The sequence below is a fragment of the Haloarcula sp. S1AR25-4 genome (assembly GCF_031624555.1).
Classification (GTDB): domain Archaea; phylum Halobacteriota; class Halobacteria; order Halobacteriales; family Haloarculaceae; genus Haloarcula; species Haloarcula pellucida.
In genome coordinates this window covers 552,388-577,984 of sequence record NZ_JAMQOR010000001.1, presented here as the reverse complement: position 1 = coordinate 577,984, position 25,597 = coordinate 552,388, and the positions used below count along the sequence as shown (strand labels likewise).

General features: G+C 62.6%; 28 protein-coding genes and 2 pseudogenes. 7 read left to right on the top strand and 23 right to left on the bottom strand.

Annotation, left to right across the window (positions count from 1 at the left end; genetic code table 11):
- Positions 1–5 precede the first annotated feature (5 nt).
- Positions 6–179, bottom strand: a complete 174-nt coding sequence (locus NDI85_RS03025) for a DUF1059 domain-containing protein (RefSeq protein WP_310914870.1) — start codon at positions 177–179, stop codon at positions 6–8.
- A 220-nt stretch (positions 180–399) separates the two neighbouring features.
- The gene (locus NDI85_RS03020; RefSeq protein ID WP_310914868.1) at positions 400–609 is read right to left on the bottom strand and encodes a hypothetical protein; all 210 of its coding nucleotides are present in this window, start codon (positions 607–609) and stop codon (positions 400–402) included.
- A gap of 588 nt (positions 610–1,197) precedes the next feature.
- Between NDI85_RS03020 and NDI85_RS03015 the strand changes: the two genes are divergently transcribed.
- On the top strand, positions 1,198–1,575 hold the full coding sequence (locus NDI85_RS03015) for an Hsp20/alpha crystallin family protein (protein ID WP_310914867.1): 378 nt from the start codon (positions 1,198–1,200) through the stop codon (positions 1,573–1,575).
- Here the strand turns inward: NDI85_RS03015 and NDI85_RS03010 are convergent, their stop codons facing one another.
- From NDI85_RS03010 to NDI85_RS02990, 5 genes are all read right to left on the bottom strand, one after another.
- Positions 1,576–1,767, bottom strand: a complete 192-nt coding sequence (locus NDI85_RS03010) for a cold shock domain-containing protein (protein ID WP_310914866.1) — start codon at positions 1,765–1,767, stop codon at positions 1,576–1,578.
- 145 nt (positions 1,768–1,912) lie between these two features.
- Positions 1,913–2,305 carry a secondary thiamine-phosphate synthase enzyme YjbQ gene (locus tag NDI85_RS03005; protein WP_188994760.1) on the bottom strand — a complete coding sequence of 131 codons (393 nt, stop codon included), beginning with the start codon at positions 2,303–2,305 and terminating at the stop codon, positions 1,913–1,915.
- 31 nt (positions 2,306–2,336) lie between these two features.
- Positions 2,337–3,332 (bottom strand): CapA family protein, encoded by a 996-nt coding sequence (locus tag NDI85_RS03000; RefSeq protein ID WP_310914865.1) that lies wholly within the window; start codon positions 3,330–3,332, stop codon positions 2,337–2,339.
- 17 nt (positions 3,333–3,349) lie between these two features.
- A complete protein-coding gene (locus NDI85_RS02995; RefSeq protein ID WP_188994764.1) occupies positions 3,350–3,802 on the bottom strand; it encodes a DUF2267 domain-containing protein in 453 nt (150 codons plus the stop codon).
- 50 nt (positions 3,803–3,852) lie between these two features.
- Positions 3,853–4,278: a universal stress protein gene (locus tag NDI85_RS02990; RefSeq protein WP_188994766.1), complete on the bottom strand. Its 426-nt coding sequence runs from the start codon at positions 4,276–4,278 to the stop codon at positions 3,853–3,855.
- 122 nt (positions 4,279–4,400) lie between these two features.
- Between NDI85_RS02990 and NDI85_RS02985 the strand changes: the two genes are divergently transcribed.
- The gene (locus NDI85_RS02985; protein WP_188994769.1) at positions 4,401–4,925 is read left to right on the top strand and encodes a phosphopantetheine adenylyltransferase; all 525 of its coding nucleotides are present in this window, start codon (positions 4,401–4,403) and stop codon (positions 4,923–4,925) included.
- A 25-nt stretch (positions 4,926–4,950) separates the two neighbouring features.
- On the opposite strand, the gene NDI85_RS02980 is transcribed toward NDI85_RS02985, so the two are convergent.
- Both NDI85_RS02980 and NDI85_RS02975 read right to left on the bottom strand, forming a co-directional pair.
- Positions 4,951–5,373 carry a CBS domain-containing protein gene (locus NDI85_RS02980; protein ID WP_188994771.1) on the bottom strand — a complete coding sequence of 141 codons (423 nt, stop codon included), beginning with the start codon at positions 5,371–5,373 and terminating at the stop codon, positions 4,951–4,953.
- Between the two features lie 63 nt (positions 5,374–5,436).
- Positions 5,437–5,697, bottom strand: coding sequence for a hypothetical protein (locus tag NDI85_RS02975; RefSeq protein ID WP_188994773.1), 261 nt, complete (start codon positions 5,695–5,697; stop codon positions 5,437–5,439).
- A gap of 247 nt (positions 5,698–5,944) precedes the next feature.
- On the opposite strand from NDI85_RS02975, the gene NDI85_RS02970 reads away from it, so the two are divergent.
- Entirely contained in the window at positions 5,945–6,634 is a 690-nt protein-coding gene (locus NDI85_RS02970; protein WP_310914864.1) for a plastocyanin/azurin family copper-binding protein, read from the top strand.
- 102 nt (positions 6,635–6,736) lie between these two features.
- On the opposite strand, the gene rdfA is transcribed toward NDI85_RS02970, so the two are convergent.
- The 3 genes from rdfA to NDI85_RS02955 form a co-directional block, all read right to left on the bottom strand.
- Entirely contained in the window at positions 6,737–7,360 is a 624-nt protein-coding gene (gene rdfA, locus NDI85_RS02965) for a rod-determining factor RdfA (protein WP_188994777.1), read from the bottom strand.
- A gap of 45 nt (positions 7,361–7,405) precedes the next feature.
- On the bottom strand, positions 7,406–9,367 hold the full coding sequence (locus tag NDI85_RS02960) for an archaea-specific SMC-related protein (protein ID WP_310914863.1): 1,962 nt from the start codon (positions 9,365–9,367) through the stop codon (positions 7,406–7,408).
- A 273-nt stretch (positions 9,368–9,640) separates the two neighbouring features.
- A complete protein-coding gene (locus tag NDI85_RS02955) occupies positions 9,641–10,423 on the bottom strand; it encodes a TIM barrel protein (RefSeq protein ID WP_310914862.1) in 783 nt (260 codons plus the stop codon).
- 226 nt (positions 10,424–10,649) lie between these two features.
- Between NDI85_RS02955 and NDI85_RS02950 the strand changes: the two genes are divergently transcribed.
- A complete protein-coding gene (locus NDI85_RS02950; protein ID WP_188994783.1) occupies positions 10,650–11,720 on the top strand; it encodes a 2,3-butanediol dehydrogenase in 1,071 nt (356 codons plus the stop codon).
- Positions 11,721–11,762: 42 nt separating this feature from the next.
- A complete protein-coding gene (locus tag NDI85_RS02945; RefSeq protein ID WP_310914861.1) occupies positions 11,763–12,200 on the top strand; it encodes a universal stress protein in 438 nt (145 codons plus the stop codon).
- Between the two features lie 141 nt (positions 12,201–12,341).
- Here the strand turns inward: NDI85_RS02945 and NDI85_RS02940 are convergent, their stop codons facing one another.
- The 11 genes and pseudogenes from NDI85_RS02940 to NDI85_RS02890 form a co-directional block, all read right to left on the bottom strand.
- Entirely contained in the window at positions 12,342–13,142 is an 801-nt protein-coding gene (locus tag NDI85_RS02940; protein WP_310914860.1) for an ATP-binding cassette domain-containing protein, read from the bottom strand.
- Between the two features lie 54 nt (positions 13,143–13,196).
- On the bottom strand, positions 13,197–15,005 hold the full coding sequence (locus tag NDI85_RS02935; RefSeq protein ID WP_310914859.1) for a thiamine pyrophosphate-binding protein: 1,809 nt from the start codon (positions 15,003–15,005) through the stop codon (positions 13,197–13,199).
- 134 nt (positions 15,006–15,139) lie between these two features.
- Positions 15,140–16,201, bottom strand: coding sequence for an ABC transporter permease (locus NDI85_RS02930; RefSeq protein WP_188994791.1), 1,062 nt, complete (start codon positions 16,199–16,201; stop codon positions 15,140–15,142).
- A gap of 28 nt (positions 16,202–16,229) precedes the next feature.
- Entirely contained in the window at positions 16,230–17,441 is a 1,212-nt protein-coding gene (locus tag NDI85_RS02925; RefSeq protein WP_188994793.1) for a sugar ABC transporter substrate-binding protein, read from the bottom strand.
- Between the two features lie 1,149 nt (positions 17,442–18,590).
- On the bottom strand, positions 18,591–19,127 hold the full coding sequence (locus NDI85_RS02920) for a hypothetical protein (protein ID WP_310914858.1): 537 nt from the start codon (positions 19,125–19,127) through the stop codon (positions 18,591–18,593).
- A gap of 109 nt (positions 19,128–19,236) precedes the next feature.
- Positions 19,237–19,677, bottom strand: a pseudogene (locus NDI85_RS02915) (IS6 family transposase); the annotation flags it as partial.
- 501 nt (positions 19,678–20,178) lie between these two features.
- A complete protein-coding gene (locus NDI85_RS22285; protein WP_152418527.1) occupies positions 20,179–20,265 on the bottom strand; it encodes a hypothetical protein in 87 nt (28 codons plus the stop codon).
- Positions 20,249–20,985 (bottom strand): annotated as a pseudogene (locus tag NDI85_RS22280) (IS6 family transposase). Before NDI85_RS22280 ends, NDI85_RS22285 begins: the two are co-directional and overlap by 17 nt.
- A 389-nt stretch (positions 20,986–21,374) precedes the next feature.
- Positions 21,375–22,412 carry a tyrosine-type recombinase/integrase gene (locus NDI85_RS02900; protein ID WP_310914857.1) on the bottom strand — a complete coding sequence of 346 codons (1,038 nt, stop codon included), beginning with the start codon at positions 22,410–22,412 and terminating at the stop codon, positions 21,375–21,377.
- Positions 22,409–22,831, bottom strand: a complete 423-nt coding sequence (locus NDI85_RS02895; protein WP_188994799.1) for a DUF5805 domain-containing protein — start codon at positions 22,829–22,831, stop codon at positions 22,409–22,411. Before NDI85_RS02895 ends, NDI85_RS02900 begins: the two co-directional genes overlap by 4 nt.
- A gap of 470 nt (positions 22,832–23,301) precedes the next feature.
- On the bottom strand, positions 23,302–24,003 hold the full coding sequence (locus tag NDI85_RS02890; RefSeq protein WP_310914856.1) for a hypothetical protein: 702 nt from the start codon (positions 24,001–24,003) through the stop codon (positions 23,302–23,304).
- A 329-nt stretch (positions 24,004–24,332) separates the two neighbouring features.
- Here NDI85_RS02890 and NDI85_RS02885 point away from each other — a divergent pair, with 329 nt between their 5' ends.
- Positions 24,333–24,455 carry a hypothetical protein gene (locus NDI85_RS02885; RefSeq protein ID WP_255491937.1) on the top strand — a complete coding sequence of 41 codons (123 nt, stop codon included), beginning with the start codon at positions 24,333–24,335 and terminating at the stop codon, positions 24,453–24,455.
- Positions 24,456–24,728: 273 nt separating this feature from the next.
- Entirely contained in the window at positions 24,729–25,574 is an 846-nt protein-coding gene (locus tag NDI85_RS02880) for a fumarylacetoacetate hydrolase family protein (protein ID WP_310914855.1), read from the top strand.
- Positions 25,575–25,597: the final 23 nt, after the last annotated feature.

The window sequence follows — 25,597 nt, the reverse complement described above, 5'->3', positions numbered from 1 at the left end:
CGGTGTCACCCGGCGTCAGCAGTGACGTCGACGCTCTCTATCCCGTCCCGAACGTCGTTTTCGCCGACGGTCATGTCGTGTTTCTCGCCGGCGTGGTTCTGTACTAGCTCCACGACTTCGTCCTCGCTCTCCGACCGGACCATGAAGTCACAGGCGCTACAGCTATATTGGTGTGCCATCGGGAATCACCAGAGGTACCTCTGGTGCTGTGTTCGTCGGCGTGACGTGGTAATAGTATAGCGGTGCTACCGCGTCCCACAGTGTCGTCGCCGGCGACAAGTTGGACTTTCAGGCGGCGAACGGGGTCGTCGCGACGGTTCCCGGTGGGTACCCACGACAACACGACGGTCGCCGGCCACAGCCGTGACAGCGCACCACCATCGTGGTGCTGGGGCGTCTCTATCCGCGTATTCGGGCGATACCAAAGAGCGGCGTGACGAGGACGAGCGAGAGCGGGAACCGGACGAGGAACTGGAAGAACGAGCGGCACCGGAACGACGCGAGGAAAAAGCGGCGGCAGAACGCGCGGCCGACGAGTGAACCGACAGCCGACCGGTACCAGCCCCGGCGCGTCCGCTCGGACGAGTGTGGGTCGGCGGTGCAGTACACACGCTGACTGCGCCGCCCGGAAGGCGGTGGCACACACGGACCGGTGACTCCCAGACACACGGCCCGGTCTTGGGTTCGGACGTGCACCACTGCGCTCCGCTTTGGCCGTCGAGACTCGCTTCCGACCTGGGTCGCGAGTGTCGGTATCGTCGCGTCGTGGCCGAGGTCAGGACCAGTGGAGGCCTCGACCAGGACTGCGACGGATTCACTTTGTACAGTCACTCATATGAGCATACGCGAATTACTTCCTTCGAAGGTCCGGTAAGGGAATGTAATCGGCGGCGTTCGAGGCCGCTTGACGAGGTAAGTCGGCGTTTGCCGGGCGTGGAGTGCCACGGGACCAGTGTGGTCCGACTCCGGCGTGCCGGCGGCCGAAAACGTCGGTAAACGGCGTCTTCGACACGTGGCCGCACGGTGTCACTTCGGACCGTGTGCGGACTCGTCGGGAGTGTCGGCGTCGGGGGTGAGGCGTGGACGCTACGGAACGGGCGCACCATCCCGTCGACGGCGGGTGGACGGCCACTGAGCGTCCGCTTCGTCGCCACGCTTATCGTTAAGACGCTCCGATCCCTCTACCTACGTGCCAGCATGACGCCACGACGAGAGACCAGTCCGTCCCGGCGACGGGCGACCACGAGACCACCGACGGCCGGCGTCCCCTTCCCGGTAGACGTCGTCGACCACGGCGACGAGTACTTCGTCGCCGCCGAACTGCCCGGTATCAGGAAACAGGACATCGACGTCACCGTCTGGCGGAACCGGGTCCGCATCGTCGCCGACGCCGACGGCGACGTGACAGAGGGGACGTATCTCCGGCGCGAGCGGGGACTGCCCGGCCGAAGCAGAGTCGTTCACCTCCCCGAAGAGGTGGAACACGACGCCGTCGAGGCCTCCTACGACGAGGACGGCGTCCTTCGACTGACGCTACGGAAGCGAACGCGACGACGGCGCGTCGACGTGTCGTGACTAGACGCGCCGGAGGTTGGCGGCACGCGGGCCCCGGTCGCCCTGTTCGACGTCGAACTTGACCGCCTCGCCTTCAGTGAGGTCCGGATCGATGGCCGACTGATGGAAGAAAACGTCCTCCTCGCGTGCCTCGGTTTCGATGAATCCGTACCCCTCCTCGTCGTGGACGAACCTGACGGTACCTGTCGGCATGGCTCGTAGTTGGGCCGGGCCGTCCCTAAGTCTATGCCTCGGGCGCCTCCGGGTCGCTCTCGTTCAGTCGTTCGACGACGCCGCGTGTGCCGTCGACGCGTACGCGGTCACCCGTATGGCGATAGGTACGGCCAACCGGCGCTCGCTACGACGGCGTCGTCGTCACGTCCACTGTGCGCGTACGCGGACCGTCACACTCCACGAACAGGACGGACTGCCACGTGCCGAGTGCGAGGTCACCGTCACGCACCGGGACGGAGACGCTGGACCCGAGGAGCATCGCTCGCAGGTGGGCGTCGGCGTTGCCGTCGAGTCTGTCGTGGCTGTACTGCTCGTCTGCCGGCACGAGGCGTTCGAGCGCGTCTTCGAGGTCGGTAAGCAGTCGTTGCTCGCGTTCGTTGACGCAGACGCCGGCGGTCGTGTGGCGGACGAACACCGTACAGACGCCTTCTGCAACGTCGTCCGGGACGGCCGCGGCCACGTCGTCGGTGACGTCGACCACCGTGACGCGTTCGTCAGTGTCTAGCTGGAGACGCATGGTCACCGATAGACGACCCCCGATGATGAAGCTAACCGCCGAGCGCACAGACGAGCGCCTCGCCGGCCCGGTCGAAGGCGGTGCCGAACGGTTCGGACAGGGAACGCATTCGCTCGCGACTCCACGACGCCGCCTCGTCGCTGGCCTCGTGGACCGCGAAGTCGGCTATCTCGGTCGGGTACAGACGGAGTTCGGCGGGACTCCCCGACGGCGTCAGCGATAGCTCGAACAGGAAACTTCGGTCGTTTCGCCGTGACGGGTCGACGGCGTAATCGTCGACGAAGTCGCCCGTGTCGTAGAGAATCGGACGGCCGTCGTACACCTCGACCCCCTGGAAGACGTGGGCGCTGTGGCCGTGGATTACGTCGACGCCGTCGTCGACGAGCCAGTGGGCGAACTGCTGGAACGCTTCGGGGGGCTCCGTCTCCATGTTCGGCCCCCAGTGCAGGGAGACAATCAGCAGGTCCGGGTCCCGGGAGCGCGCCTGTCCGAGCGCCGTCTCGACGGTCCGGCGCGTCTCGGCGTCGTCGACGTCTATCTCGACGTAGGCCGTCCCGGGCGTGGTCGCCGTCGCTGCGTACTCGGGCGTGTTGTCGGTCAGGGAGACGACGGCGACGGTGCGGTCACCGACGGGGAAGAACGCGGGTTCGAGTGCAGCCGATTCGGTCCGACCGGCGCCGGCGCGGGCGATACCTGCGTCGTCCAGCTCGTCGAGCGTGTCGAGGAGCGCCGGTTCCTCGTAGTCGAGGACGTGATTGTTCGCCAGCGCACAGCAGTCCACGCCCGCGGCCTCCAGCGCGGGAACCGCCCAGTCCGGCGTCGCTCGGAAGTGGAACGTCCGCCGAGTGCGACGCCACTGTTGCCCGCGCGCCGAGAGACAACACTCGAGATTGATACAGAGGCCGTCGAGGGTCTGTAGCCGGTCCAGCATATCGCCCCACACCGCCCCCGGCACCCGGGCCAGTTGCTGTTCGTCGACGAGACGGCCGAGCATTACGTCGCCGGTCAGACCGAGTCGGAGCGTCATGGACCCGAGTATCCACGTTACTCCTGTGGCCCGCCGCCGGTCTGGGCCTCCTGTGCGTCACCCCACCCGCCGGCGTCGACGACTTCGAACAGGTTGCCCCAGCCTTCGTCGTCGTCGCTCTCGGGGAGTTGGTCGCGGAGTTGCCGGAAGTCCGACGGCGGCACGACCGACTCGACGAGGTCGACGACGACCCGCGCGTGGTACGCGGCGTCCGCCCGGTCTACGTTCTCGATGTCGCTGACCCGCGTGACGAACTCGGCCCAGTCGAACCGCTGGCCGTGTTCGTGGACGGCGCCGGTCATGTACCAGCGTATCTCCATCGGGAGCGATGCGGCCAAATCCTCGGCGGCGCCCGCCGGGATGCGCTCGCCGAGCGTCAGCAGCGTCGCCCGAATCGCTCGAAGGGTCCGGCCCGTATCGGGTAGTTCCAGTCGGTGCTGTATCGTTCCGGTGAACTCGTCGAACTCCATACTGTTGAATCAACGACACGACAGGTAATCAATGGAGTGGGTCCCCAGACTCAGGGTTGCGGTGCCACTTCGACGATTATCACCTCGCGGTCGGCTTGCTCGGTGACTCTCCGGCCGACGCCGGAGAAGTGTTCTTCGTGTGAACCGTGTTCGCCGATAACGATAATGTCGGCGTCCACCTCGTCGGCGTAGTCGAGGATAACGTCCTGCGGCAGGCCGTGGCGAGTCGTCCCCTCCACCTCCACGCCGGTGTCTTCGGCCATCTCGCGCACGTCGGCGACGCACATGTGGGCGTGGTCCTCGGCGAAGATGGTCGCCAGCTCGGCCGAACTGAGCGCCGGTTCGTTGAACCGCCGTTCGTCGACGACGCAGATGACGTGCAATCGCGCTCCCTCTTCGGCCGCGATGTCGATGGCGCGTTCGGCGGCCACACGAGCGTACTCGCTCCCATCCGTAGCTAACAGGATACTCTCCATAGTCGAACTTCGCGCCGACGATAGTTATAATTATGTCACTTCTGTGCGGTGCTCCAGTCCGGCCCTGCTGGCGCCGCTGGGAGCCCCGTACTTATACCACGGTGGCGGTCGAACGCCTGTCCATGTCCGACACAGACCGCATCGCCATCCTCGGTGGGACGTTCACCCCGCTACACAACGGCCACCGTGCGCTCCTCCACAGCGCTTTTCAAACAGCGAGTCACGACGGCGAGGGCGACGGCCACGTCATCGTCGGCCTCACCTCCACCGACCTCGCCAGTGAGACGCGGAGCGACCCCGCACACGCCGAACTCCTCGGGTCGTTCGACGACCGGCAAGACGCCCTCACGGCGACGCTGGACCGGGTCGGGGACGCGTACACGGCGGGCCACGAGATCGTGAAGATTACCGACACCTTCGGCCCGGCCGCGACGCGAGAAGACGCCGACGCACTCGTCGTCGCACCGGAGGGCAAGGCCCAGCGACGGGCCCACGAACTCAACGACGTGCGAATCGAACGCGGGTATCGACCGCTCGAGATCCACACCTCCCCGTTCGTCGTCGCCGAGGACGGCAAGCGAATTAGTAGCACCCGGATTCGAAACGGTGAGATAGACGTCCACGGCCAGTTGCTGGACGGCGACTGAGGAATCGCAGTGCCGACGGCTCGACTCAGTAGGGCGGCGACTCCGCCTCGATGACGCCGGCGAGGTTGTCCAGTTCGTCGGTGAGCAACACGACGAGGTCGTCGAGCGTCACGATCCCCGTGAGGTTTCCCTCCCCGTCGACTATCGGCATCCTGCGGACGGCGTGTTCGAACATCGCCGCCGTCGCCTCGAAGACGCCCGCGTCGGTGTGAATCGTCGCCGGCGTTTCGGTCATGACCGCTTCGGCGGTGACGTCGGCCGGGTCGGCGCGCGGTTCGACGACGTGGAGTGTCAGGTCTCGATCGGTGACGATACCGACTGGGTGCCGGTCCTCGACGACGACGACGCTCCCGACGTCCTCTTCTTTCATCACCGTGGCGAGGTTTCCGGTGGTCTGGTCGCGCTGTGCGGTCATTACCGCCGTTCGTGCGATGTCTTGGACAGTCATGACGTTCCGATAACACGTTACCCCGCATACGTAATAAGCGTACGTCTCCCCCCGGGAGAGCGGTCAGTCCGAGGACATATCGGTCTCCGGGTCAGCGAACGTCTCGCCGAGGCCGTCGTCTCTGATCATGGCCGAGACGGACTCCGAGAGCGTCTGTGACCGACCGTCGGCCTCAAACGTGATCTCTCGGGACACCGAAGCGCTCCGTGCCTGCTCTTCGACCAGTTCGTCGGTGCCGGTCACCTTCACGAAGATGGCTTCTAGATGGTCGTGCTGGGTCGTTTCGCCACTATCTCGTTTCGAGGGCGACTGCCTGTTACTCATCGGTCACCACCCGACGCTCTCCACCACTGCCGTTCCATGTTATCATACAACATATTTCGCGGCACACGGGACCGCGTATTTAGTATGTACCGCCCACATCCTGCTAGGAACGACCTATCCCTCGCGCTCTCGGCAGCTATCACCGTAGCGAGCACGTACTCGGCCGATATAGGCCTTCTAAACCCGTTTTCTGCCCGTCTCGGTAACGGTCACAGGTGGTTTTGTCGCTGGAACCGAAAGCTGTCGTATGGGACGTGTCCACGATTCACCACAGGTGACTCGACGAGGCCTCCTGCGCGGTATCACTGTAGCCGGCGGCGTCGGGTCCGCATCTACGGCCGGGTCGGCACAGACGGACGAGACTGGCACTCGGGGTGGTACCGAGACGCCGACGGGGAACGCTACAGCGACCGCGGGTCCACAGACGGGTGACGAAACGACGGATAGCGGGGGCGGCACGGTCACCATCGCGATGACGGACGACCTCGTGTTCGACCCCGACGAAACGACCGTCGAACCCGGTACCACCGTCGTCTGGGAGAACGTCGGTGACATCGGCCACACCGTTACCGCCTACGGGGACGAAATTCCCGACGAAGCCGACTTCTTCGCGTCGGGTGGCGCATCGGGCGAGGAGGCGGCCCGGTCAGCCTACCCCGATCAGGGGAACGTCCCCGGTGGTGAGGCGTTCGAGCACACGTTCGACGTCCCCGGCGAGTACGGATACTTTTGTATCCCCCACGAAGGCGCTGGCATGGTCGCTACCCTCACCGTCGGTACGGCGGGCGACGGCGGTGGTGGCAGTGGACCTGACGGCGTCCCACAGGTTCCCGAATCAGTGCGGACTCTCGCCATCGGTGCGACGGCACTCGCACTACTGGTCGTCGGGTTTGCGTTCTTCTTTCTCAAGTACGGTGGCGACTACGGCGACGGCTGAGTTCCCACGGCAGTCACTCGTCTCAGACGGCACTATCGCCGTCCGACGAGTAATCTATCAGTCGCGTTCTTTAAGCACAACATACCGGCCGACGACAGCCTGCTATGCAGTGTCCATGAGACAGTCACAGCCACCGTTGTCGATGAACTCCGTGACGGCGTACTGCGTACCACACCGCTGACAGAGAATCTGCGCGTCGACGAACACCTCGAACTCCTCGACGGCGATGCGGTCGGTGTCCCGTAGCTTCTCGATGCGGTCTTCGGTCACCGAGAGCGTTCGGGTCAGTAACCGCTGGATGCTCTCGCGGTCGTTCGCCCGCTTTTCCTCGTCGGAGGGTTTTTGATACTCGGCACCCCGCCACTCCTTGAGATACGAGCGAATCGCCTGATAGGTGACGAAGTCCCGTTCGAGCGACTCGACGTCGAGTCCCTCTCGCTCGAGTCTGGTCCGGGTGTCCGTCCGGACCCCCGTGCTGACGTCGTCGGCCGTGAGGTTCCGGTAGGTCGTCTCCACGTCACTGTCGAGGGCGGCCTGTCCCGCGTCTCTGAGCGCCTGTTCGAGGAGTTGCTTGTTGAAGTAGTCGGCGAGGTCCCTGAGACTCATCCGCTCGTAGCCGTCGCCGGTCCACCGTAGCTCTAATTCCGCCCCCATCTCGTCGAGGCCGTACTCGTCGAGGAGCCGCGCCACCTTACTCGACGGGCGGTCGTCAGTGCTTGAACTCATTCTCTATCTCCCCTTTCGCAACTGGGCGTAAAAAGGCTACTGGGCTCAGATGGTGGTGACGCGAGCGTAGTCGTCGTCGAGGGCCTGCGCGTCCTCTTCGAGCAGCGCGATGACGAGGAAGTCCGCGGCGTCGGCGAAGTAGTCGACGAGCGCGGCGATTCGATCGGCGTCGATGGCCTCGAGCGAGTCCAGCAGCATGAACGGCACCGTCTCGTGGAGGTCGTGGACGAGGTAGCCGGCCAGCGCGAAGATGAGGCCCACGACTTCTCGTTCGCTCTCGCTTAGGTGGTCGATGGTGTCCTCGTAGGCCGCCCCGTTCTCCGTGGTCCGGACGATGTGGAGTTCGAAGGCGCTCTTATCGACCTTTCGCCGCCCCTCTCGGACCGTGCGTTCGATGCGTTCTATCCAGACGCGGTCTAAGTTCTCGTACCCGAGGATGTCGAGCACGGCGTCCATGTGCTCGTTGAACGCCTCGACGGCTTCGGTCTCTATCTGGCCGACCTTCGTGCGCTTGTCGGTGAGTTCGTCGACGAGTTCGTCGCGCTCCTCGCGGAGGTCCTCGGCGCGTTCGACCATCGCCTCTATCTCCGCTATCTCCTCGCTGACGTCGTCGAGGTCGGATTCGAGACGGTCGATGTCGAACTCTAGCTGGTTGGCCTCGCGGTGGAGGTCGAGGATGTCCTCGAAGTCCTCCGACTCGAGTTCTTCGACGGCCGACTCCAGCGTTTCGACCTCGTCGGTGAGTTCTTCGCGCTGGTCCTTGAGCGAGTCGATCTGCTCGGTCCGCTGTTCGAGTTCGTCTTCGACGTCGTTTAGTTTCCGTTCGACCTCCTCACGTCGGCGCTGTTTCTGCTCGGCCTCGCGCTTGTCGCTTTTGAGATCTTCGAGGTCGCTCTTTATCTCCGAGAGATCGCTCAGTTTCTCCTCCCGGAGGCTCTGGAGGCGGTCGACGGTGTCCTCGATCTGTTCGCGTTCGACCGAGGAGCCACAGGTCCAGCAGACGACCGTCTCGTCGTCGCCTTCGAGGAGCTGTTCCGTGACGGACCCGTTTGCGGTCTCGTCGCCGCCGTCTTCGAGCGTCCCGAGGACCTCGTAGTCCTCGGATTCGAGGCGTTCCTCGTTGTACTGGATCAGGCTCTGGAGGTCCGAGATGTCGTTGTTGAGGGTCTGTCGCTTTCCTCGGAGCCGTTCGATTTCGCTCTCTAAGTGTTCCATGTCCCCCATCGGGGTCTCGGGCAGGTCCGCCAGTTCGTCGGAGAGCTCACTCCGTTCCTGCTTGAGCGAACGGATGCTCGTTTCACGGGACTCTATCTTCTGGCGGAGGGATTCGAGGTCCGACCGGGTACTGCGCAGGTCGTCGAGTCGCTCTTCGAGTTTCTCCTGTTCCCGACGGCTCTCTTGGATGTCGTGACTGCTCTCGTCTATCTCCTCTTCTTTCTCGGCGAGTTCCTCGCGCTTGTCCGCTATCTGTTCGCGCAGGGAGTTCCGCCGCTGTTCGAGGTCCGGAAGGTCCCGTTTTCTGGACTCGATCGTCGCGAGTTCGTCGTTGATGTCGTCTTTTTCCGTTTCGAGGCGCTGTATCTCCTCTTTGATGGCCTCGGTGTCGACCGGGCGCATGATGACGTCGCGGAGGTCGTCGCCGCGGGCGACGGACTGTCTGGCCTCGTTGGTCTCGAGGAGGAACGCAAAGAGGTCCGCGACCTCGGAGTCGTCGAGGTAACTCTCGCCCGAGAACTGCACGCTGTCGCCGGCACGCTTCAGCGTGCGCTCGTACACTTCGTCCTCGTACTCGAACGTGACGCGCCCCTCGTCGGCGTCGCCCTTGAGCGTCGCCTGACGGCTTCCCATCGCAGCCATGATCGACTGGAGGAACGACGTTCTGTTCGTCGCGTTCTTGCCCGAGAGGATGGTTACTCCGGGCGAGATGTCGAGTTCGGCTTCGTCTATTCCGCCGACGTTCTCGACGGAAAACCGTGCCGAGTTAGTAACTTCTTCTGGGGTCGACATACACCGACTCTAACGTTGTAGTGTAATAAATCTTCTCTGTTAGCCCACTTCCGAGCGCTCAGACGGCTCCGCCGATAGCCGACGGACGATTTGGATAACACACGTACTATTGTGATTCTTCATCCCCGGTGACCGCGCTTATCTCACCGCTGAACGCGGGCGGACAATCGGAAACCCGAGGCGTCGACGCACAACCGGGAACGGGACGGCCGGGGGCCGTCCGACCGGCTCTTCCAGCGTTGCGGGGCGCTCGTCGTCTTAGTAATACACTGCTTACGAGACGTCTCGGCCCGGTCGTCGCTCTCCCAGCGAGAGGCCGGCGCGAATCGCGCTTTCGGGGTCCGCTCGGGCCCGGTACTCGAATCCGACGTAGCCGTCGAATCCCGCCTCGTCGACAGCGTCGAGGATGTTCGGGTAGTTGAGTTCTCCCGTCCCCGGTTCGTACCGACCGGGCACGTCTGCGATGTGGACGTGGCCGATGTCCTCGACGTTCTCCGTCATCGTTTCGATGATGTTGCCTTCGGTCACCTGCTGGTGGTAGACGTCGTACAGGAGGGCGACTGCGGGGCTGTCGACGGACCGCACGACGTCGAACCCGACGTCGGCCGCTTCGAGGAAGTAGCCGGGATGGTCGACGGCGGTGTTCAGCGGTTCGAGGACCAGCGTGACGCCCGCGTCCTCGGCGGTCGGTGCGGCGGCACGCAACCCCTCGGCGACCAGTTCGCGCTGTCGGTCCTCGGTCACGCCCGGTTGGTCGTCGCCGGTGAGGACGAAGAGGGTCGGACAGTCGAGACGCTCGGCGACCGCGACCGACCGCTCTATCTCCGCGACCGTCTCGTCGAGTCGGTCTGGGTCGGTTAGCGGGCCCTCGGTGCCGACCATCCCGACGAGGTCGAGGTCGGTCGACGCCAGCGTCCGCTCGACCGCGTCGAGGTTCTTGTCCGCCCACGTCCAGAACTCCACGGCTTCGGCACCGAGGGACGCGACCGGCTGAAACCGGTCGATAAATGGGCGGTCGGTGTACAGCATCTCGAGGCAGACCGAAAACGGGAGCATCAACGCGCCCTCCTCGGGGTCCGCGTCGGCCGCGGCTGCCCGCTCGAATCGTCGCTCTCACCGGTCGGAAGTCGTGGAACCATCGTGACACCTACACGTTCGGCGGCGGTCGACAATAGTGTTCGGACACGTTCGCTCGTAGGCAGCGGGGCGGGAGAACGCTTTTGTCGACCGCTGGCGAACGTTCTGGTAGTGCCTTGCGAGGGCATACAACACGAATCCAGCCATGAAAGCAGCAGTGTACTACGGTCCGGGAGACGTCCGCGTCGAAGACGTACCGACCGACGACGTCGGCCCGGACGACGTCCGCATCGACGTCGCGTGGTGTGGCATCTGTGGTACCGACTTACACGAGTACCTCGGGGGGCCGATTTTCACGCCCGCAGCGCCCCATCCACGGACCGGCGAGTCACTGCCGGTGACCATCGGTCACGAGTTCTCCGGCGTCGTCTCCGAGGTCGGTGAGGACGTGACGAGACTCTCCGAGGGCGCCCGTGTCGTCGTCGAGCCGAACATCCCGTGTCACGACTGCTACTACTGCGAGGAAGGGCACCACAACCGCTGTGAGAACGCCGCCGCTATCGGCCTCCAGACAGACACGGGCGGGTTCGCGGAGAACGTCGTCGTCCCCGAACCGCAGGTCCACGAACTCCCCGGCGACGTATCGCTGAAAGACGGCGCACTGGTCGAACCGCTGGCGGTCGGCCTCCACGCCGTCCGCCGGGCGAACCTGCGCCCCGGCGACACCGCCGCCGTGTTCGGGGCCGGCCCCATCGGCCTCACGGCGGTCCACGCCGCCCTCGACGCCGGCGTGAAACGGCTGTTCGTCTCCGAACCGCAGGACGGTCGACGGGCTATCGCGGACCGACTGGGGGCCGACGTGACGATAGACCCGACCACCGCGGACCCCGTCGAGCGCATTCGGGCCGAGACGGCGGGCGGCGTCGACCACGCCTTCGAGTACGCGGGCGTCGACCCCTCCTTCAACGCGGCGCTCCGGAGCACCCGCCGCGGCGGCGTCGTCACCGTCGGGGCCGTCTTCGAGGAGACGACGGAGACGGACCTAAAGGAGGTCGTCACCACCGAGCGAACGGTACAGGGGAGTCAGACCTACGCCTATCCTCCGCTGTCACACCGCGGCGAGTTCGACGCCGTCATCCGGTCGCTGGCCGCCGGCGACGTCGATACGGACGCGTTCGTCTCGGCGACTATCGACCTCGACGACATCGTTCCGGCGGGGTTCGACGCCATCACGGACGAGTCGACGGACCTCGTGAAGGTCCTCGTCGAGCCCTGACCGGCACGTGGGTTTTTGCGTTGCTGGCCCGTCTAGTCGGATATGACGCGTGCGCTCGTCGTCGTCGAACCGGAGCAACAAGTACTCGAACTGCTCGACGTCGCCACCGACTTCGCCCGCGGGTCGGGCAGCGAACTGCTACTGTTTCACGTCACGGACACCTTCGACAGCGGCGCCGTCCGTGACAAGATGCGCGAGTTGACCGGCGTCGACCACAACTATCGGGCCGGCATCGAGGGCGCGGAGTCGTTCGCGACGGACCTCGGTGAGGCGCTTCTCCCCGAGGACGTTCGCTTCAGCGTCGAGGGGGCGTTCGGGGACTCGGCGGACCGAATCGTCGCCGCCACCGAGGAGTTCGACTGTGACCACGTGTTCCTCACCGGCCGGCAACGGACGCCGACCGGCAAGGCCGTCTTCGGCGACACGACACAGGACGTGATTCTAAGCGTCGACGTACCGGTGACGCTCGTGATGGGCTGATACTGGTGGCTGTAACAAACTGCAGTACTTCGCCACCCCGGGGTGGCGAATATCTGTACGAACTTACAGCCACCAGTATGAGTAGGGGCCTGCCGTCGAGAGCGGTGGCCGGACGATTCGGCGACGGACCTATCGGCCCGCTCAGGCGTGGGCTTCGGTGTCGCCCGTCGTGTCCTGAATGCTGGCGGGCATCTCGCCGGAGACCATCATCTGGACGATGTCCTCTTTGGTCACGCGGTCGGTGGCGACGGTGCCGACGAGGTCGCCGCTGTCGAGGATAGTCACGCGGTCGGTGAGCGCGAACACCTCGTCCATGTTGTGCGTGATGAGCAGCACCGTGATGCCCTCGTCGTTGAGCGTCTGGATGAGGTCACGGACCCGTCGGGCGGAGTCAGCAGAGAGGGCGGAGGTCGGTTCGTCCATGATGACGAGGTCCGGGTCGGTGACGAGCGACCGTGCGATGGCGACGGCCTGCCGCTCACCGCCGGAGAGAAACTCGACGCGCGCCGTCGGGTCGATTTCGAGGTTCAGACGGCTCCGGATTATCTCTTCAGCCTGTTCGTTCATCGTCTCCCAGTCGACCACCGAGATGCCGGCGTAGCGCTTCATCGGGTTGCGCGCGAGGAACATGTTGGCCGATACCGAGAGGGTGTCGACGAGCGCGAGGTCCTGATACACCGTCGAGATACCGTACTTCCGGGCCTCTTTGGGATTCGAGATGTGGACCTGCTCGCCGCGGATGAACACCTCGCCGGCGTCGGGTTGGTGGACGCCAACGAGCGTCTTGATGAGCGTGGACTTGCCCGACCCGTTGTCACCGAGCAGCCCCATTATCTCGCCCTCCCGCACTTCGAGGTCGACGCCGTTCAGCGCCACGACGCGGCCGAAGTGTTTCTCGATGCCGCGCATTTCGATGAGGTTCGTCGTGCCACTCTCTGACATAGACAATAATAATCAGCTAGGTTACAAAAGTATTTCCCCGACGTCGGGGTACGCTCAGTCGTCGCCGGCCGCGTCCTCTGTTACCTCGGCCGACTCGTCGCCGGGCCGCTCGTCGGATTCGTAGCCTTCGCCGAGGCCGGGCAGGTGCCACGCGCCGGTCATGATGCCGCCCGTCTCTGTCGTCTCTCGCTGGACGACGGCCTCGACGAGCGCCGGCCCGTCGTGTTCGACCATCCCGGACAGCGACGGTTCGAGGTCGTCGGGTTCGAACACCCGGTCTGCGTACTCGACGCCCATCGACTCGGCCATGCCGACGGCGTCGTAGTCGTGTGCCTCGTCGAACTCCGTCGCGAGGACGCGGTCCCATCCCGATTGGGTGACCTGCAGGTTCCGTATCGAGAGCCACGCGTGGTTGTTGAGGACGAGGACGTTCACGTCGATGTCTTCCTGAACCGCCGCGATTAGCTCCTGATTGCAGTGGAGGAAACTGCCGTCGCCCTGTATGGAGACCACCTGTCTGTCGGGTGCGGCGAGTTTCGCGCCCATCGAGGCCGGGAGCGAGAACCCCATGGTGGAGAACCCGCCCGCGGAGATGTTCGACCGCGGTTCGTACACCGGGAACTCGGGGTTCGTGATGTCCTGTGGGTGGCCGGCACCCGACGTGACGATGGCGTCCCTCTCGAGGACGTTCCGTAGCGCACCGAGAACGCGGGCCATCGACAGGGGCACCGAGTCCTCGGTGTGGCGGTCCTCGATGCGGTCCGCCCACTCGGCCCAGCGACGCTGTACCTCATCGTAGTACTCGTTTTCCGCCGTGCCGACGGGGTCGATTCGCTCCTCGATTTCGTCGCGAATCTGTCGAGCGACCACCTTCGCGTCACCCTGTACGCCGACCTCGACGGGGTAGTTCTTCCCGATTTCGTGGGTGTCGACGTCGACGTGAATCAGCTTCGTGGGCGGAATCTCGAAGCTCACGCCGGGGTCGAACGACGACGTGTGCAGGTCCGAGAACCTGACCCCGAGCGCGAGAATCACGTCGGCGCTGCTACAGAGTTCGTTGCCGGCCGTCGTCCCCCACGCGCCCGCGTATCCGACGAACAGGTCGTGGTCCTCCGGGACGATGCCTTTACCCTGAAACGTCGGACTGACCGGAACTTGCAGGTACTCGGCGAGTTCCTGCACCTCGTCCCACGCTTCGGCGAGCATCGCGCCGCCACCGGGGACGATGACCGGGCGCTCGGCGTTTACGAGCAGTTCGGCGGCCTCGGAGACGGCCCGCGGGTCGCCGGCGGGGCGATACTGCGCTCTCGACTGTGCCGGGTCCGGGATTTCGACGTCCGCCTCGGCGGCCTGCACGTCCATCGGAATCTCGATGTGTACCGGGGCCGGACGGCCGGTCACGGCCTCCTGAAACGCCCGTCGGAGCGTGCGTGGGAGGTGTTCGACGTCGTGGACCTGAAACGTCTCCTTCGTTATCGGTTCCATCACGCTCGGGAAATCACCGGGGTGCTTTCGTTCTATTTCCTGTAAGATACCCTGTCCGTACTCGTGGGTCTGTGGCCCGCCGGTCAACACGACCATCGGGATGGAGTCGACGAACGCCGTCGCCACCCCAGTGACGGTGTTAGTCGCACCGGGGCCGATGGAGGTGAACACGACGAGCGGGTCGCCGCTCGCGCGGGCGTAGCCGTCCGCTAAGTGTGTCGCCCCCTGTTCGTGGCGAGGTTGGACGACGTCGACCGAGGCGTCGTTGAACGCGTCTATCAGCAGCGTGCTCCCGTGACCCGGGATGCCGACGATGTACTCGACACCCTCCCGTTCGAGGTACTCGGCGATGATCTCACTGCCGTTCAGCCGTGGCATACCGTTCACTTCACAGACAGGTAGCTTATAGGTTGGTGTCGGTTCACACACGAGGGGCATAGGGCGTTCTGCTGGTCGCTCACTGTCCGATAGCGGTTCGCGTGACAGCAACGACCGGCGAGAAAGCCGACCGCTCAGGTCGACAGGAGGCGATGCCGAATCTTCGCTTCGGTGGTGTAGAGGTAGATCGCCAGCAACAACACCAGTCCGTTGATGAACTGGATGGCGTCGCCGCCGACGCCGACCTGCACGAGGCCGACCTGAATCATCGTCAGCAGGAACATCCCGCCGAAGGCGTTCTCGATGTCGCCGCGACCCCCGGTGAGGCTGATGCCGCCGATGACGGCCCCCGCGAACGCCGGGAAGAGGTCACCCTCCGCGAGACCCGGCGGCGCGGCGCTGAGATAGCCGGTGTACAGCAGGCCCGCGAGGCCACTCAGGACGCCCGAGGTGGTGAAGACGATGAGTAGGACTCGCTCGCGCGGAATCCCGGCTTCCTCGGCGGCGTTCTCGTCGCCGCCGACGGCCATGATGGCCAGTCCGATGCGCCGGTAGTTCATGACGAACCACGTCGCGGCGTACAGCCCCACTATCAACAGCACCGCGATAGGTATCGAGTCGATCAACCAGATAGACCCCGCTTCACCGATGAGTGGCAGGTCACCGACGAGCGCGCCGCCGATGAACAGGTACGACTCGGGTAGCGGCGCAACGGTAATGGTCGACAGCAGGAACACCGCGCCCCGGAAGATGATGAAGAAGGCCAGCGTCTGCAGGAAGGGGTTGATGCCGAAGTAGCCGATGGAGACGCCGTTGACGAATCCGATAGCGCCGCCGATTGCGAGCACCAGCACGACGCCGACGAGGCCGGGGGTCGACGGGAACCACGTGTTCAGGAAGAGCGCGGTGACCATCGCCGAGAAGCCGGCAATAGAACCGATCGACAGGTCGAAGTTCCCGCTCAGGAGACAGAGCGACTCGGCCAGTACCAGCGCACCCAGTCCCGCACTGGAGTACAGCATGAACTGGATGTTGCTGGCCGAGGTGAACACCTCTGGCATCAACACCGCGAAGACGGCGAAGGTCACGATGACGATGGGCCAGATCATGTTGTCGAGGCCCCAGAGCAACCACTTGGTACTCTCGCCGCTCGTCCGGTCCAGTACGTCCGCCCAATCTCTGTCTCGGATACTCATAAATGCGGTCTCTCGATGGGTGCCTGCATCACTCCAGTATCTCGCTCGCGTAGTTCCCCCAGAGGTAGCCAGCGTCGGCGTTCTCCTGCGTGATGGCGACCGTCTTGGGCTTCAGCCACGGGTAGTAAGCGGTGTCGTTCGACGTCCACTCCGTCACCGTCCCGGGCGACCAGTACGGTTCCGAGAGGGGTCGAACACCGTTGTACTCGATGTTCTCGACGGCGACCGTTCCGGGAAGGCTCGCGGAGCTCCCCGCCTTGACTTCGTCTCCGGGTTGTGGCACCGCAGGGCTCCCAGTGTCGAGGTGGTGGAGCATGTACTCCAGCGAGATCGGGGCGTAGAACGGCATCGGTTGCTGGAGGGTGGTGTGGACGTACCCCTGCCTGATGGCGTCGATGACGCCCGGGAACCCGTCTATGTTCATGATGGGAATGTAGTTCTCCGTGTCGTCCCGCGTCGCGAGCATCCCCATCTGGTCTAAGACGTTGACCGCCGCCAACGCGCCCCCGCCCCAGACGGCGTAGATACCGTGGATGTCCTTGTCGCTCTGGAGGAACGCACTGAGGTTCTGGGTGGCCCGTTGCTGACTCCACCCCTTGTTGTAGATGACCCGTGCGACTTCGATGCCGTCGGCCTCGCTGATGGCCTGTCGGAACCCCTCGCTCCGGCGGACCGCCGACTGGTCGGCCTGATCGCCGACGAGGTCGACGACGCGGCTCCCGCCGTAGGTGTCGTTCAGTGCCTCGACCATCAGCTGGCCCGCCCGATAGCCGGCGTTGAAGCTCCCGAACCCGGTGAACATCGGGATGGCGTCCGTCGGGGCCGAAGAGTTGGCCGTGTACACTGGGACGCCCTGTTCGGTCGCCCGTTCGATGACGCCGACGGCGGCGTCCGAGGAGTAGGGGCTGATGAGCAGGCCGTCGATGCCGCTGTTTAGCATACTCCGAACGTTCTGAATCTGCGTCTGTGCGTCCCCGCCGGCCTGCGTGACCTGTATCTCGTGACCCAGCTCCTCCGCGTAGATCTCCCCGATTTTGCGGAACACCTGTAGCCACGGGTTGTTCATGTTCTTGATGGAGAACCCGAACTGGTAGGTCTGTTGCTGGTCGCCGCCCGTCGTCGTCCCATCACCGGCCGTCGTCTCGCCGCCACCACCGCCGTCGCCGGCCGTCGTCTCACCGTCTCCGCTTCCGTCCCCACCGCCGTCACCGCCGTCGCCGCCACATCCGGCGAGTCCCACACTCACGCCGAGGCCGACTGCCGTGATATACTTCCGTCGTGAGAGACGCCCGTCTGAATGGCTATCGCTTACCATGGGTCTAATACACATGTTACTTCATTCACACTACACATATATCTTTCCCCAGCGGCCACAGACGAGGCACCTAGCCACCGGCTTCCGGTCGACCAGCCCCGTTGTCCTCGGGTTCGCTCTCCGGTGATCGCGGGCGAGACGCTCACTTCTGCCGGCCGATCGATATCGCGGACCGGTCCGAGTACACTGGACTCGGCTATCCGGAAAGCTGCTCCGACCGTTCCCGTCCTCGCCAGCGAGGACGCGAGCTACACGATTGAGAACGGTATGCGTAGACGGTCGTTGGATCGCGTGCTGACGCCACCGTTTGACTGCTTCCGGGGTCGTTTGCGGACGCCGAACGGATGGGTCGCTGTCTCACAGCCGCCGAGACGGCTGTCGCGGGACGACGGGGTGCTGGTGCTCCACCTCGCGTTCGTCACCTACAAACAATCTCACACCCATTGCGGTAGAGCGGTACGCCTTCGCGTGTCCATCCCGCCAGAAACTGCGGGATGGCGCGGACCCGTCTGTCCGAACTACCATCGCGGAGCGTTCGGCAGATGCGAACTGACGTGTGGGCGAACGCCGACGTAGGCGGTCGTTTCTAACAGAGGTACCGATGTTATGACGTTCTATCAAATCGGTTGATCAGGGACCGGTGGGTTCAGCCAGATCACCCGAGTTCGTTGGGCCATTCGTGGCGAACCACAACCTCGGAGGTTTCTCTGGGACGAGCATTCAGTCTGCTACATCTGTACCCAGTGAGTACTGACGAGCCTATTTTTCCGGGGCACAATCGGTGAGCCCCACCGTAGGCTCGTGATTTGATGCCCGAGAAACCAGACGACGATCAATTCCACGGTTGCGAGTTAGGTCCCGACGAAGTCCTCGGGACGCGTACCTTCCACGATGTGAATTGCTTGCAGGATAACTCGGCGGGCGCCGTGGTCCATGCGTTCGCTCGTGAAGTCGGTGTCGGTACTGACCTCCGGCTGGAAGGAATGTCGAATTCGTCAGATTGGGAACGGGCGCGCGACTCAATATCGGTCAGTGTAATGAGTTTATTCGGCTTTTGGTGGTAATAGTTTAGGTCTAAGCACAAGCAACAGTCTTCCATCCCGAATTAGGTGGAGAGCCAGATGTGTCTCTATCAGAGCGAGAAGCAAACTTTGAATTAATATAGTACCATGAATTGAAAGTTTCACTGCCCAGATCTGTTCCCGTTTCATCTCCTCGAGCCATCGAATAATCGACAGACACGGTAACTTCAATGAAATATCCACTCTTCGTTTTTTCATGGACATTTCCTGTCGATCCGTCGAATCCACCAAATTTTTTATTTGGCTGGTTTTTGATTGTTGCTTCGGCGAATCGTTTTTCAAAATCGACAGCGAATGTCTCGACATTCTCTTCAGTTATTTCTGAAGGAAAAACAGGGTAATCCGCTTCTGGTGTCGATGAAACACTGCAGGGTTCAGTTAAATCGGGTGTATCATGTGCATCGGTATCGGTTGTATAATCCTCTTCTGATGATGTATCTGTGTCGTCGCCTATAAGAGATCTGCTGCAGCCAGCTAAAGTGGTTAATATTGCAGTGGAGACACTTCCTAATACCGTACGTCTATCCATCATAATTACACTATTTCGCCCTAGAATGAAATCTTTGTGTCTCTAGTTTAGTAACTGTACTTATTGTAATGTTGCAGGAATGTATGTCATTTTATGCTATAGTCTAGTTGCCAGCATCAACGAGAAACACTGTCTCGGCGACATCGTGTTTCTGAGTGAGCCGATGCAGGAACGCCGCCGCGGGGTCAGTCCCGCGGCGGCTGAACACGTCAACTTCGAGCAGCAGCTTTGATTCAGTATCGACAGCAGCGTACAACCACTTTTTCTCGCCATCGACCTCGATTTGTTTCTCGTCGACCGCGACCCGCGACGGCTGCGCCGTCGGCGGGTCGTTCTGTGCTTCAGACAACGTATGAACCCAGTTCCAGACCGCACCGTGAGAACGGTCGACACCCAGCAACTCTAAGATAGCGACCGTCTCCCTGATCGACAGCCCCGCCGTATGGAGACGCACCCCAAACCGCCGGACGGGTGTCGGGGTGCGCTCGTTCTCCCAAACGTCTTGGCTGTCCTCATCTAACGTCTCTCTGAGGAGGTTTGTGAGTTGCATGAGCACTTCTCGCTACGGCCTCCTCGCTTCTCAAACTCGCTCAACTAGACAGTGCCGTGCCCATTTATTCTCCGAAATTTATATTACCACAAAGACACATAGGTATATTTGGTATGGTATATACCCCTCGAATTCGCGGCATTCCTCAGGTATGGCGGATTGCAGTTCTCGGTGCGCTGGGTGGGCTAGCTATCAACGTTGTCGGAAATTCGCTGTCCATCTCTGGACAGGGCCCTTCTGGTTCAATATTGTTATTCGGGACCGTACTTGCTGGGGGTATCGCAGTCGCTCGTTCGGCAGATCCGGGTGCCGCGGGACTCCGCACTGCATTTATTGGTGCCATCATTAGCTTTATTTTATCTATCCCGCCTAATATGGCATATATTACAAGCTGGAAGGGCGGACCGTTTATGTTCACTATTTCCTCCGTGGTTATATTGAGTGTATTATGTGTACTCGGGGTTATCTTTGGTCGAATTGGCGGTTGGATAACGAACACTGTTACCGCACACTGGTTACACACCACAAATGGCAGTGTTTAGTTTGGAGCATTGTGCCAGCGAGCGAAACTCTAGAGCCAGTTTTCAGCTGTACTCGGTTCGACGTTGCTGAAGCAGTTTGAAAACGAAGAGGTTCGACCCTTTACTTCTCGGAAAATACGTTCGATGGCGTTTCGATTTCCGTGGCGTTCTGTCTGAAATCGGAGCCCGGCTCGTTGCAGTGCAGGTTGGAGATGTTTCGCACCATCGAAGAGAAATACGGTGGTTTCGACATCGTGTTTGTGCCGCAGTTCTTTGAGAAAGATTTTGGTGAGAGCGGTTGTAGTGGTCGAAAACAGCCGAAAATAGAGAATTTCGTTCGTTTCAGTACCTCACAAAGCGTCCTTGGCTAACTGGTTCTGACGAGCGAGTTCACTGATGAAACAGTCGCCGGACCAGCAGTTGACGTCCACTTCAGGCCAGCGATCTCACGAAGGTGTCGGCGGCGAACTACCGCCGCCGACACGACAGCGTTGCCACTGCTTGGAGAGGTGTCCCGGTCGGTATTACCGCTCGAACCGGTCGTCAGGTGGGCGGTTCGCTGGGATCGAGCGGCGAACTGAGAGTGCCTTCCACGCTGCGCGTGTGACCATGCGGATGTATTCTTCGAACGGCCATTATCAAGAACAGAGATGGTATTCGAGAGTGACAATACCGCCACGTGCATCTGAATACCGAGCTCCATCGCTGGCTCGGGTGTCCGCTCGCGCTCCACAAAATCCAAATCAATCCAGTCACTACTACCGCTGAGGCGGGCGATTTCTGCCATTGACCAGCAAGAAATTCTCCCGCCTCACTTTTCACACGCTTGCTCAACGAACCGGAGCAAGCGCGATTTCGGGAGGGCTTCCATCCGGTCAGACTACCGGACGTACCTGTAACTCCCTGAGGATTTCAACAGATCCAACTCGAAGAACTCCGCGCCCAGCTGGACGACGAAGACTGATTCTGTCTCATCATTCTGATAAAACGCCCGATTGTACCGGTTAGCCCGGCCGCCAGCTACCACTCACATCCCTGAGAAACGCCAGTTGACCCTGTGCATTATACCCCCATCTTCAGAACACCCCACAGGTGTTTCGATATAGCACTATGTGATTTATGAGTCTGGCAGCGGCCACAGTACTGTTGTTTCGAGGGCAACAAAATTCGAGTTGGCTACAGCAGTGAGTAGATATTCGCCGTGTAGACGTCCCTGACGCGGTCGCCCCACTCGTGGGTGTAGGTGTCGATGACGTCTTGGGCGACGTCGCCTCGAAGATACTTCACGACCCCCCGGTCTCCGGTGCGGTCCCGGAGGTGTGTGGTGAAAAAGTGCCGGAAGTAGTGGGGCGTGACGTTCTCTTCGGCGCCGCCGCCGTCGCGGTACCAACCGTGCCTTCGAGCGTGCGTCTCGACGACGTGATGGACCATGTCCGGCGTCAATCGCTGTCCCCAGTCGCCGCTCGTCGAGACGAAAAGCGGCTCGGCCGGCGATTGCGTATCCGGGCGTATCGCGAGCCAACGACGGAGGACAGCGGCTAATTCGTCGTCGACGGGGACGGTCGTATCCCGCTTTCGCTTGTTCGAGGCCGTGCGTTCCTCGCCGTTGACGACGCTGGTACGGGCCGGGGCCGCCGAGACGTACAGCGAATCCGCCCGGCCGTCGAGGCTCGCACGGACGGGGACGTCGGGCCGCGGACCTGCATCGGCGAGGTTCAGGTCACGCACGTCGAGGTTGCAGAGCTCGCCGACACGCATCCCGGTCTTGAGCAACGTGACGACGACGGCCCGTTCGAGCGGATGGGTCACGCCGGCGACGAACGCACGCATCGCCGGTATTCCGATTTCCCGGCGAGTCGGATCGGTATTGATGGATTCGTCCATCTCCTCCATCACCAGCGTCATCGGGTTCGATTCGAAGGTCCCGACCTGCGTCATGTACGCGTAGAATCGGTGGAGGTAGGAGGCGTAGGTAGCGACCGTGCTCTCGCTTTGCTCCCCCCGGAGGCCGTGGACGTACGCCATACAGTCGCGGTGGGACGCCTCGGCGACTGGGATCGGACGCCCGCCTTCAGAGAGAAACGATTCGAAGTCACGGAGGACGCGTTCGTAGAACGACCGCGTCCGGTCGCTCTTGCCGTGATAGGTGATGTCGTCGAGGAAGTACCCGACCGGGTCTTCGCTCGCGTCCGGCGTGGTGGCGTCTGAACTCATTCGTCCAGCACGTACCCTCCGTGCCGGCCGCTGTAACGGACCCGACCCGACGACTGGAGTTCCTGTAACGTCTCGTCGAGTCGCTGTTCGATGTCGTCAGTGAGTTCCGCGAGCAACTCGTCCCAGTCGTAGTGGCCCCCGTCGGCGAGAACGTCCTGCACCCGCGTCTTCAGGCCGTCGACCCCAGGGGTTGTGTCCGGAGAAGTGGGTTCCTCTCGGCCGCCGCTATCCGGGACGCCACCCGTCGATGCCGATTCCGGTGGCTCGAAACCGCTCCGACCCGCCTGCACCATCGTCCGGACGAACTCACTCTGACTCATGTCGAGTTCGTCGGCGTGTTCGCGCCACCGCTCTTTCTGATAGGCTGGGACGTACGTCCGAACGGACGTTCGCTCGGTCCCATCGTTGTCCGCTGCCATACCACCCCCTCTCACCCCGCGCACTTCAAAGTAGTCCTACCTTACCGGATAAAGACACTTATTTGTGCCAATGGGCTCGCAATTCGCCCCAATATGAGTACACTCATACGCATCTATCTACGAGCTGGCGAAGCGCCGTCGCCGTCGAAGGGCTACATTCACGGATATAAATTTGCGGCTCGCTCGGTGTGGAATTCCGTGCGGGCCGGGTCGGCAGTGGCCTGTCTCTGAATGACTTCCGGGACCTCGCGGTCGGTACCGTCGGGCCACCAATTGTGGGCTCGTTCGAACGTATCTCGATAGCCCGCCCGGCCAGGAGGGGTAGCGTTCGGTGCGGGGTCGTCGGTGATGATTCGCCAATCCTCACTAGCTGGTGTGTTAAACTCGGCCAACCCGCTCGGTCACTGTATCGACGTTCGCCAGAGCGCTTTGAGCAGGGCGTCGACGGGTCTGCCGTCTCGGCAGACAGCCTACAGCCGTGCGAGTATCGTGTATATCCCAGCCGCAGGGTTGTCTTCGCTGACTGCCAGAACCTCGGCGTCGTGAGTCTCCAGTGCGCTGTGGACGTCGTCTTTCGACGTACCTAACGCGCCGTGCGTCTCGACGACGACGGCCCGGTACCCGTTTGGCATCTCGGTGATGATGTCTACCTCCGCACCCTCACAGTCGAGGACGAGTACGTCACCGTCCGGTAGGTCCGCGGGTGTGATTCTGTCTGCTCCGGCAACGGGGCCGGCCGCGTTTGCGGCGTCCCCGACGGCCGCGTGATGGACTTCGATGCGTTGGACGTCGTGGAGGGCTGCGTTCTCCGCGACGAGGCGCGCACGGTCTGCTGCTGGCTCGTAGACGGTGAGCGACGCCGCCCCCTGCCTCGCTGCGACGATAGTCGATATCCCGAGTCCTCCGCCGACGAGTGTCACGTGGTCACCGTCGTCGACGGCTTCTCGCACCAGTCCGAGCAAGTCGTCTTCGTAGTCCGGGAGTACGTCGGAGACGTCGAAGAGCCTCGGTCCCCGTGCGTGCACACCGTTGTACACGCCCATCTTTCGCGGTAAGTGCGGCCGCACTCTGTTGTAGAGGGCCTGCACCACACCTTGAAGCCCGTCTCGCTGATACGGATTGTTCTCCCGGTCCGGGTGTTCGCCGCCTTCTGCGCCCGAGTCAATCCCCATACGCGAGGGTCGGGAACGGACCGTAAGGTTAGCCGTCTCCTACGCGACGGCTACCCGAGGACGAGTCCGATACGGCGACGAACGCGTCCCGAAATGCCACCAGAAGTGACTCTCGGCCGCTACTGGACCGGCGCGGTGGGAACGTGCCTTCACGCCGACCCGGTCGGTGTCGATAACCTACCGCCACCGACGTCTGATTCGCTATCGCTCTCCCACGAAAGCCGACGGCGGTTGGCGAATCCAAAACGGCTTGACGCTGGATTGGCTTAGCGTGGATATGGACACGGCCCCCAACCGCTACGAACGGGTCGAAGGGAGGGCACCATAGCATGGCAGACCCCGGACTCGTTCGTCTGTTCATGATCCTCATCGTCATCGTGGTGATGCTCGTGAGCATCGTCGCGTCGATGTATCTCGTGAAGTACCTCATCGAGCGAACCTTCGAGTCCTGATTCGAGGGTCGGCGAAGCGTCCGTTGCCCAATAGTGTCAAAGAGAAGTATTATTCGGTGGGCGATATCGGTCTGATGAACCGTATGTCGCTATATTGAATGTGGAATGAGGCGGCTGGCTCCCGTAGTGGAATCGGGAAGAGCGCTGCCGGTTTTGCACCTCGATTTCGACGCTCGACCGAAGCGACCCGTCGACGACACCGCGGTCGCCAACAGACCCGACCAGCGCTGAACGTGGAACGTTTAAATACTGGCGCGGCAATCGTTAACTGGTATGCAGTTCGTCCGCTACACAGTCGCAGGTACAGGTCCGGAGTGGGGCGTCCGAGCAGACGAGCAGGTCTACTCGCTCGCCGACTGGCCCGGCAGCGATCCGACGCTCGCCGACATCGGGTCGGCGGGCTACCGACGCAGAGTCCGCGAAGCGCTCGAGACGGGGTCGCTGACGGCCGTCGACGGCGACGTTTCGCTGCTCGCGCCGGTCGAAGCCCCGGGAAAAATCGTCTGTGCCGGTCTGAACTACCGCGACCACGCCGAGGAACAGGACGAGGAGATCCCCGAGAAACCACTGCTGTTCTCGAAGGCGGCGACGTCCGTCACGAACCCCGGTGACCCGATCGTCCACCCCGCCGACCTCGACGACGTCGACTACGAGGTCGAACTGGGCGTCGTCATCGGCCAGACGGCCAGTAGCCTCGACCCCGACGAAGTCAGAGACCACGTGGCCGGCTATACAGTCATCAACGACGTGAGCGGACGCGACGCGCAGTTCGACGACGGACAGTTCTTCCGCGGGAAGAGCTACGACACGTTCTCGCCGATGGGGCCGACGCTCGTCGCTGGCGGCGGGTTCGATCCCAACGGCGTCGACGTGGCCTGTCGCCTCAACGGCGAGACCAAACAGTCCTCGAACACGGAGCAGTTCATCTTCGACGTCGACGAACTGATCGCGTACATCAGCGACGCGATGACGCTGCGTCCCGGCGACGTCATCTCCACGGGGACCCCGGGCGGCGTCGGCATCTTCCGCGATCCACCGGAACTGATGGAACCGGGCGACACCGTCGAGGTAGAGATAGAGGGCATCGGGGTCCTCGAGAACCCCGTCGTCGGGGAATAGCGGCCGTACGCCGTCGTCGACGG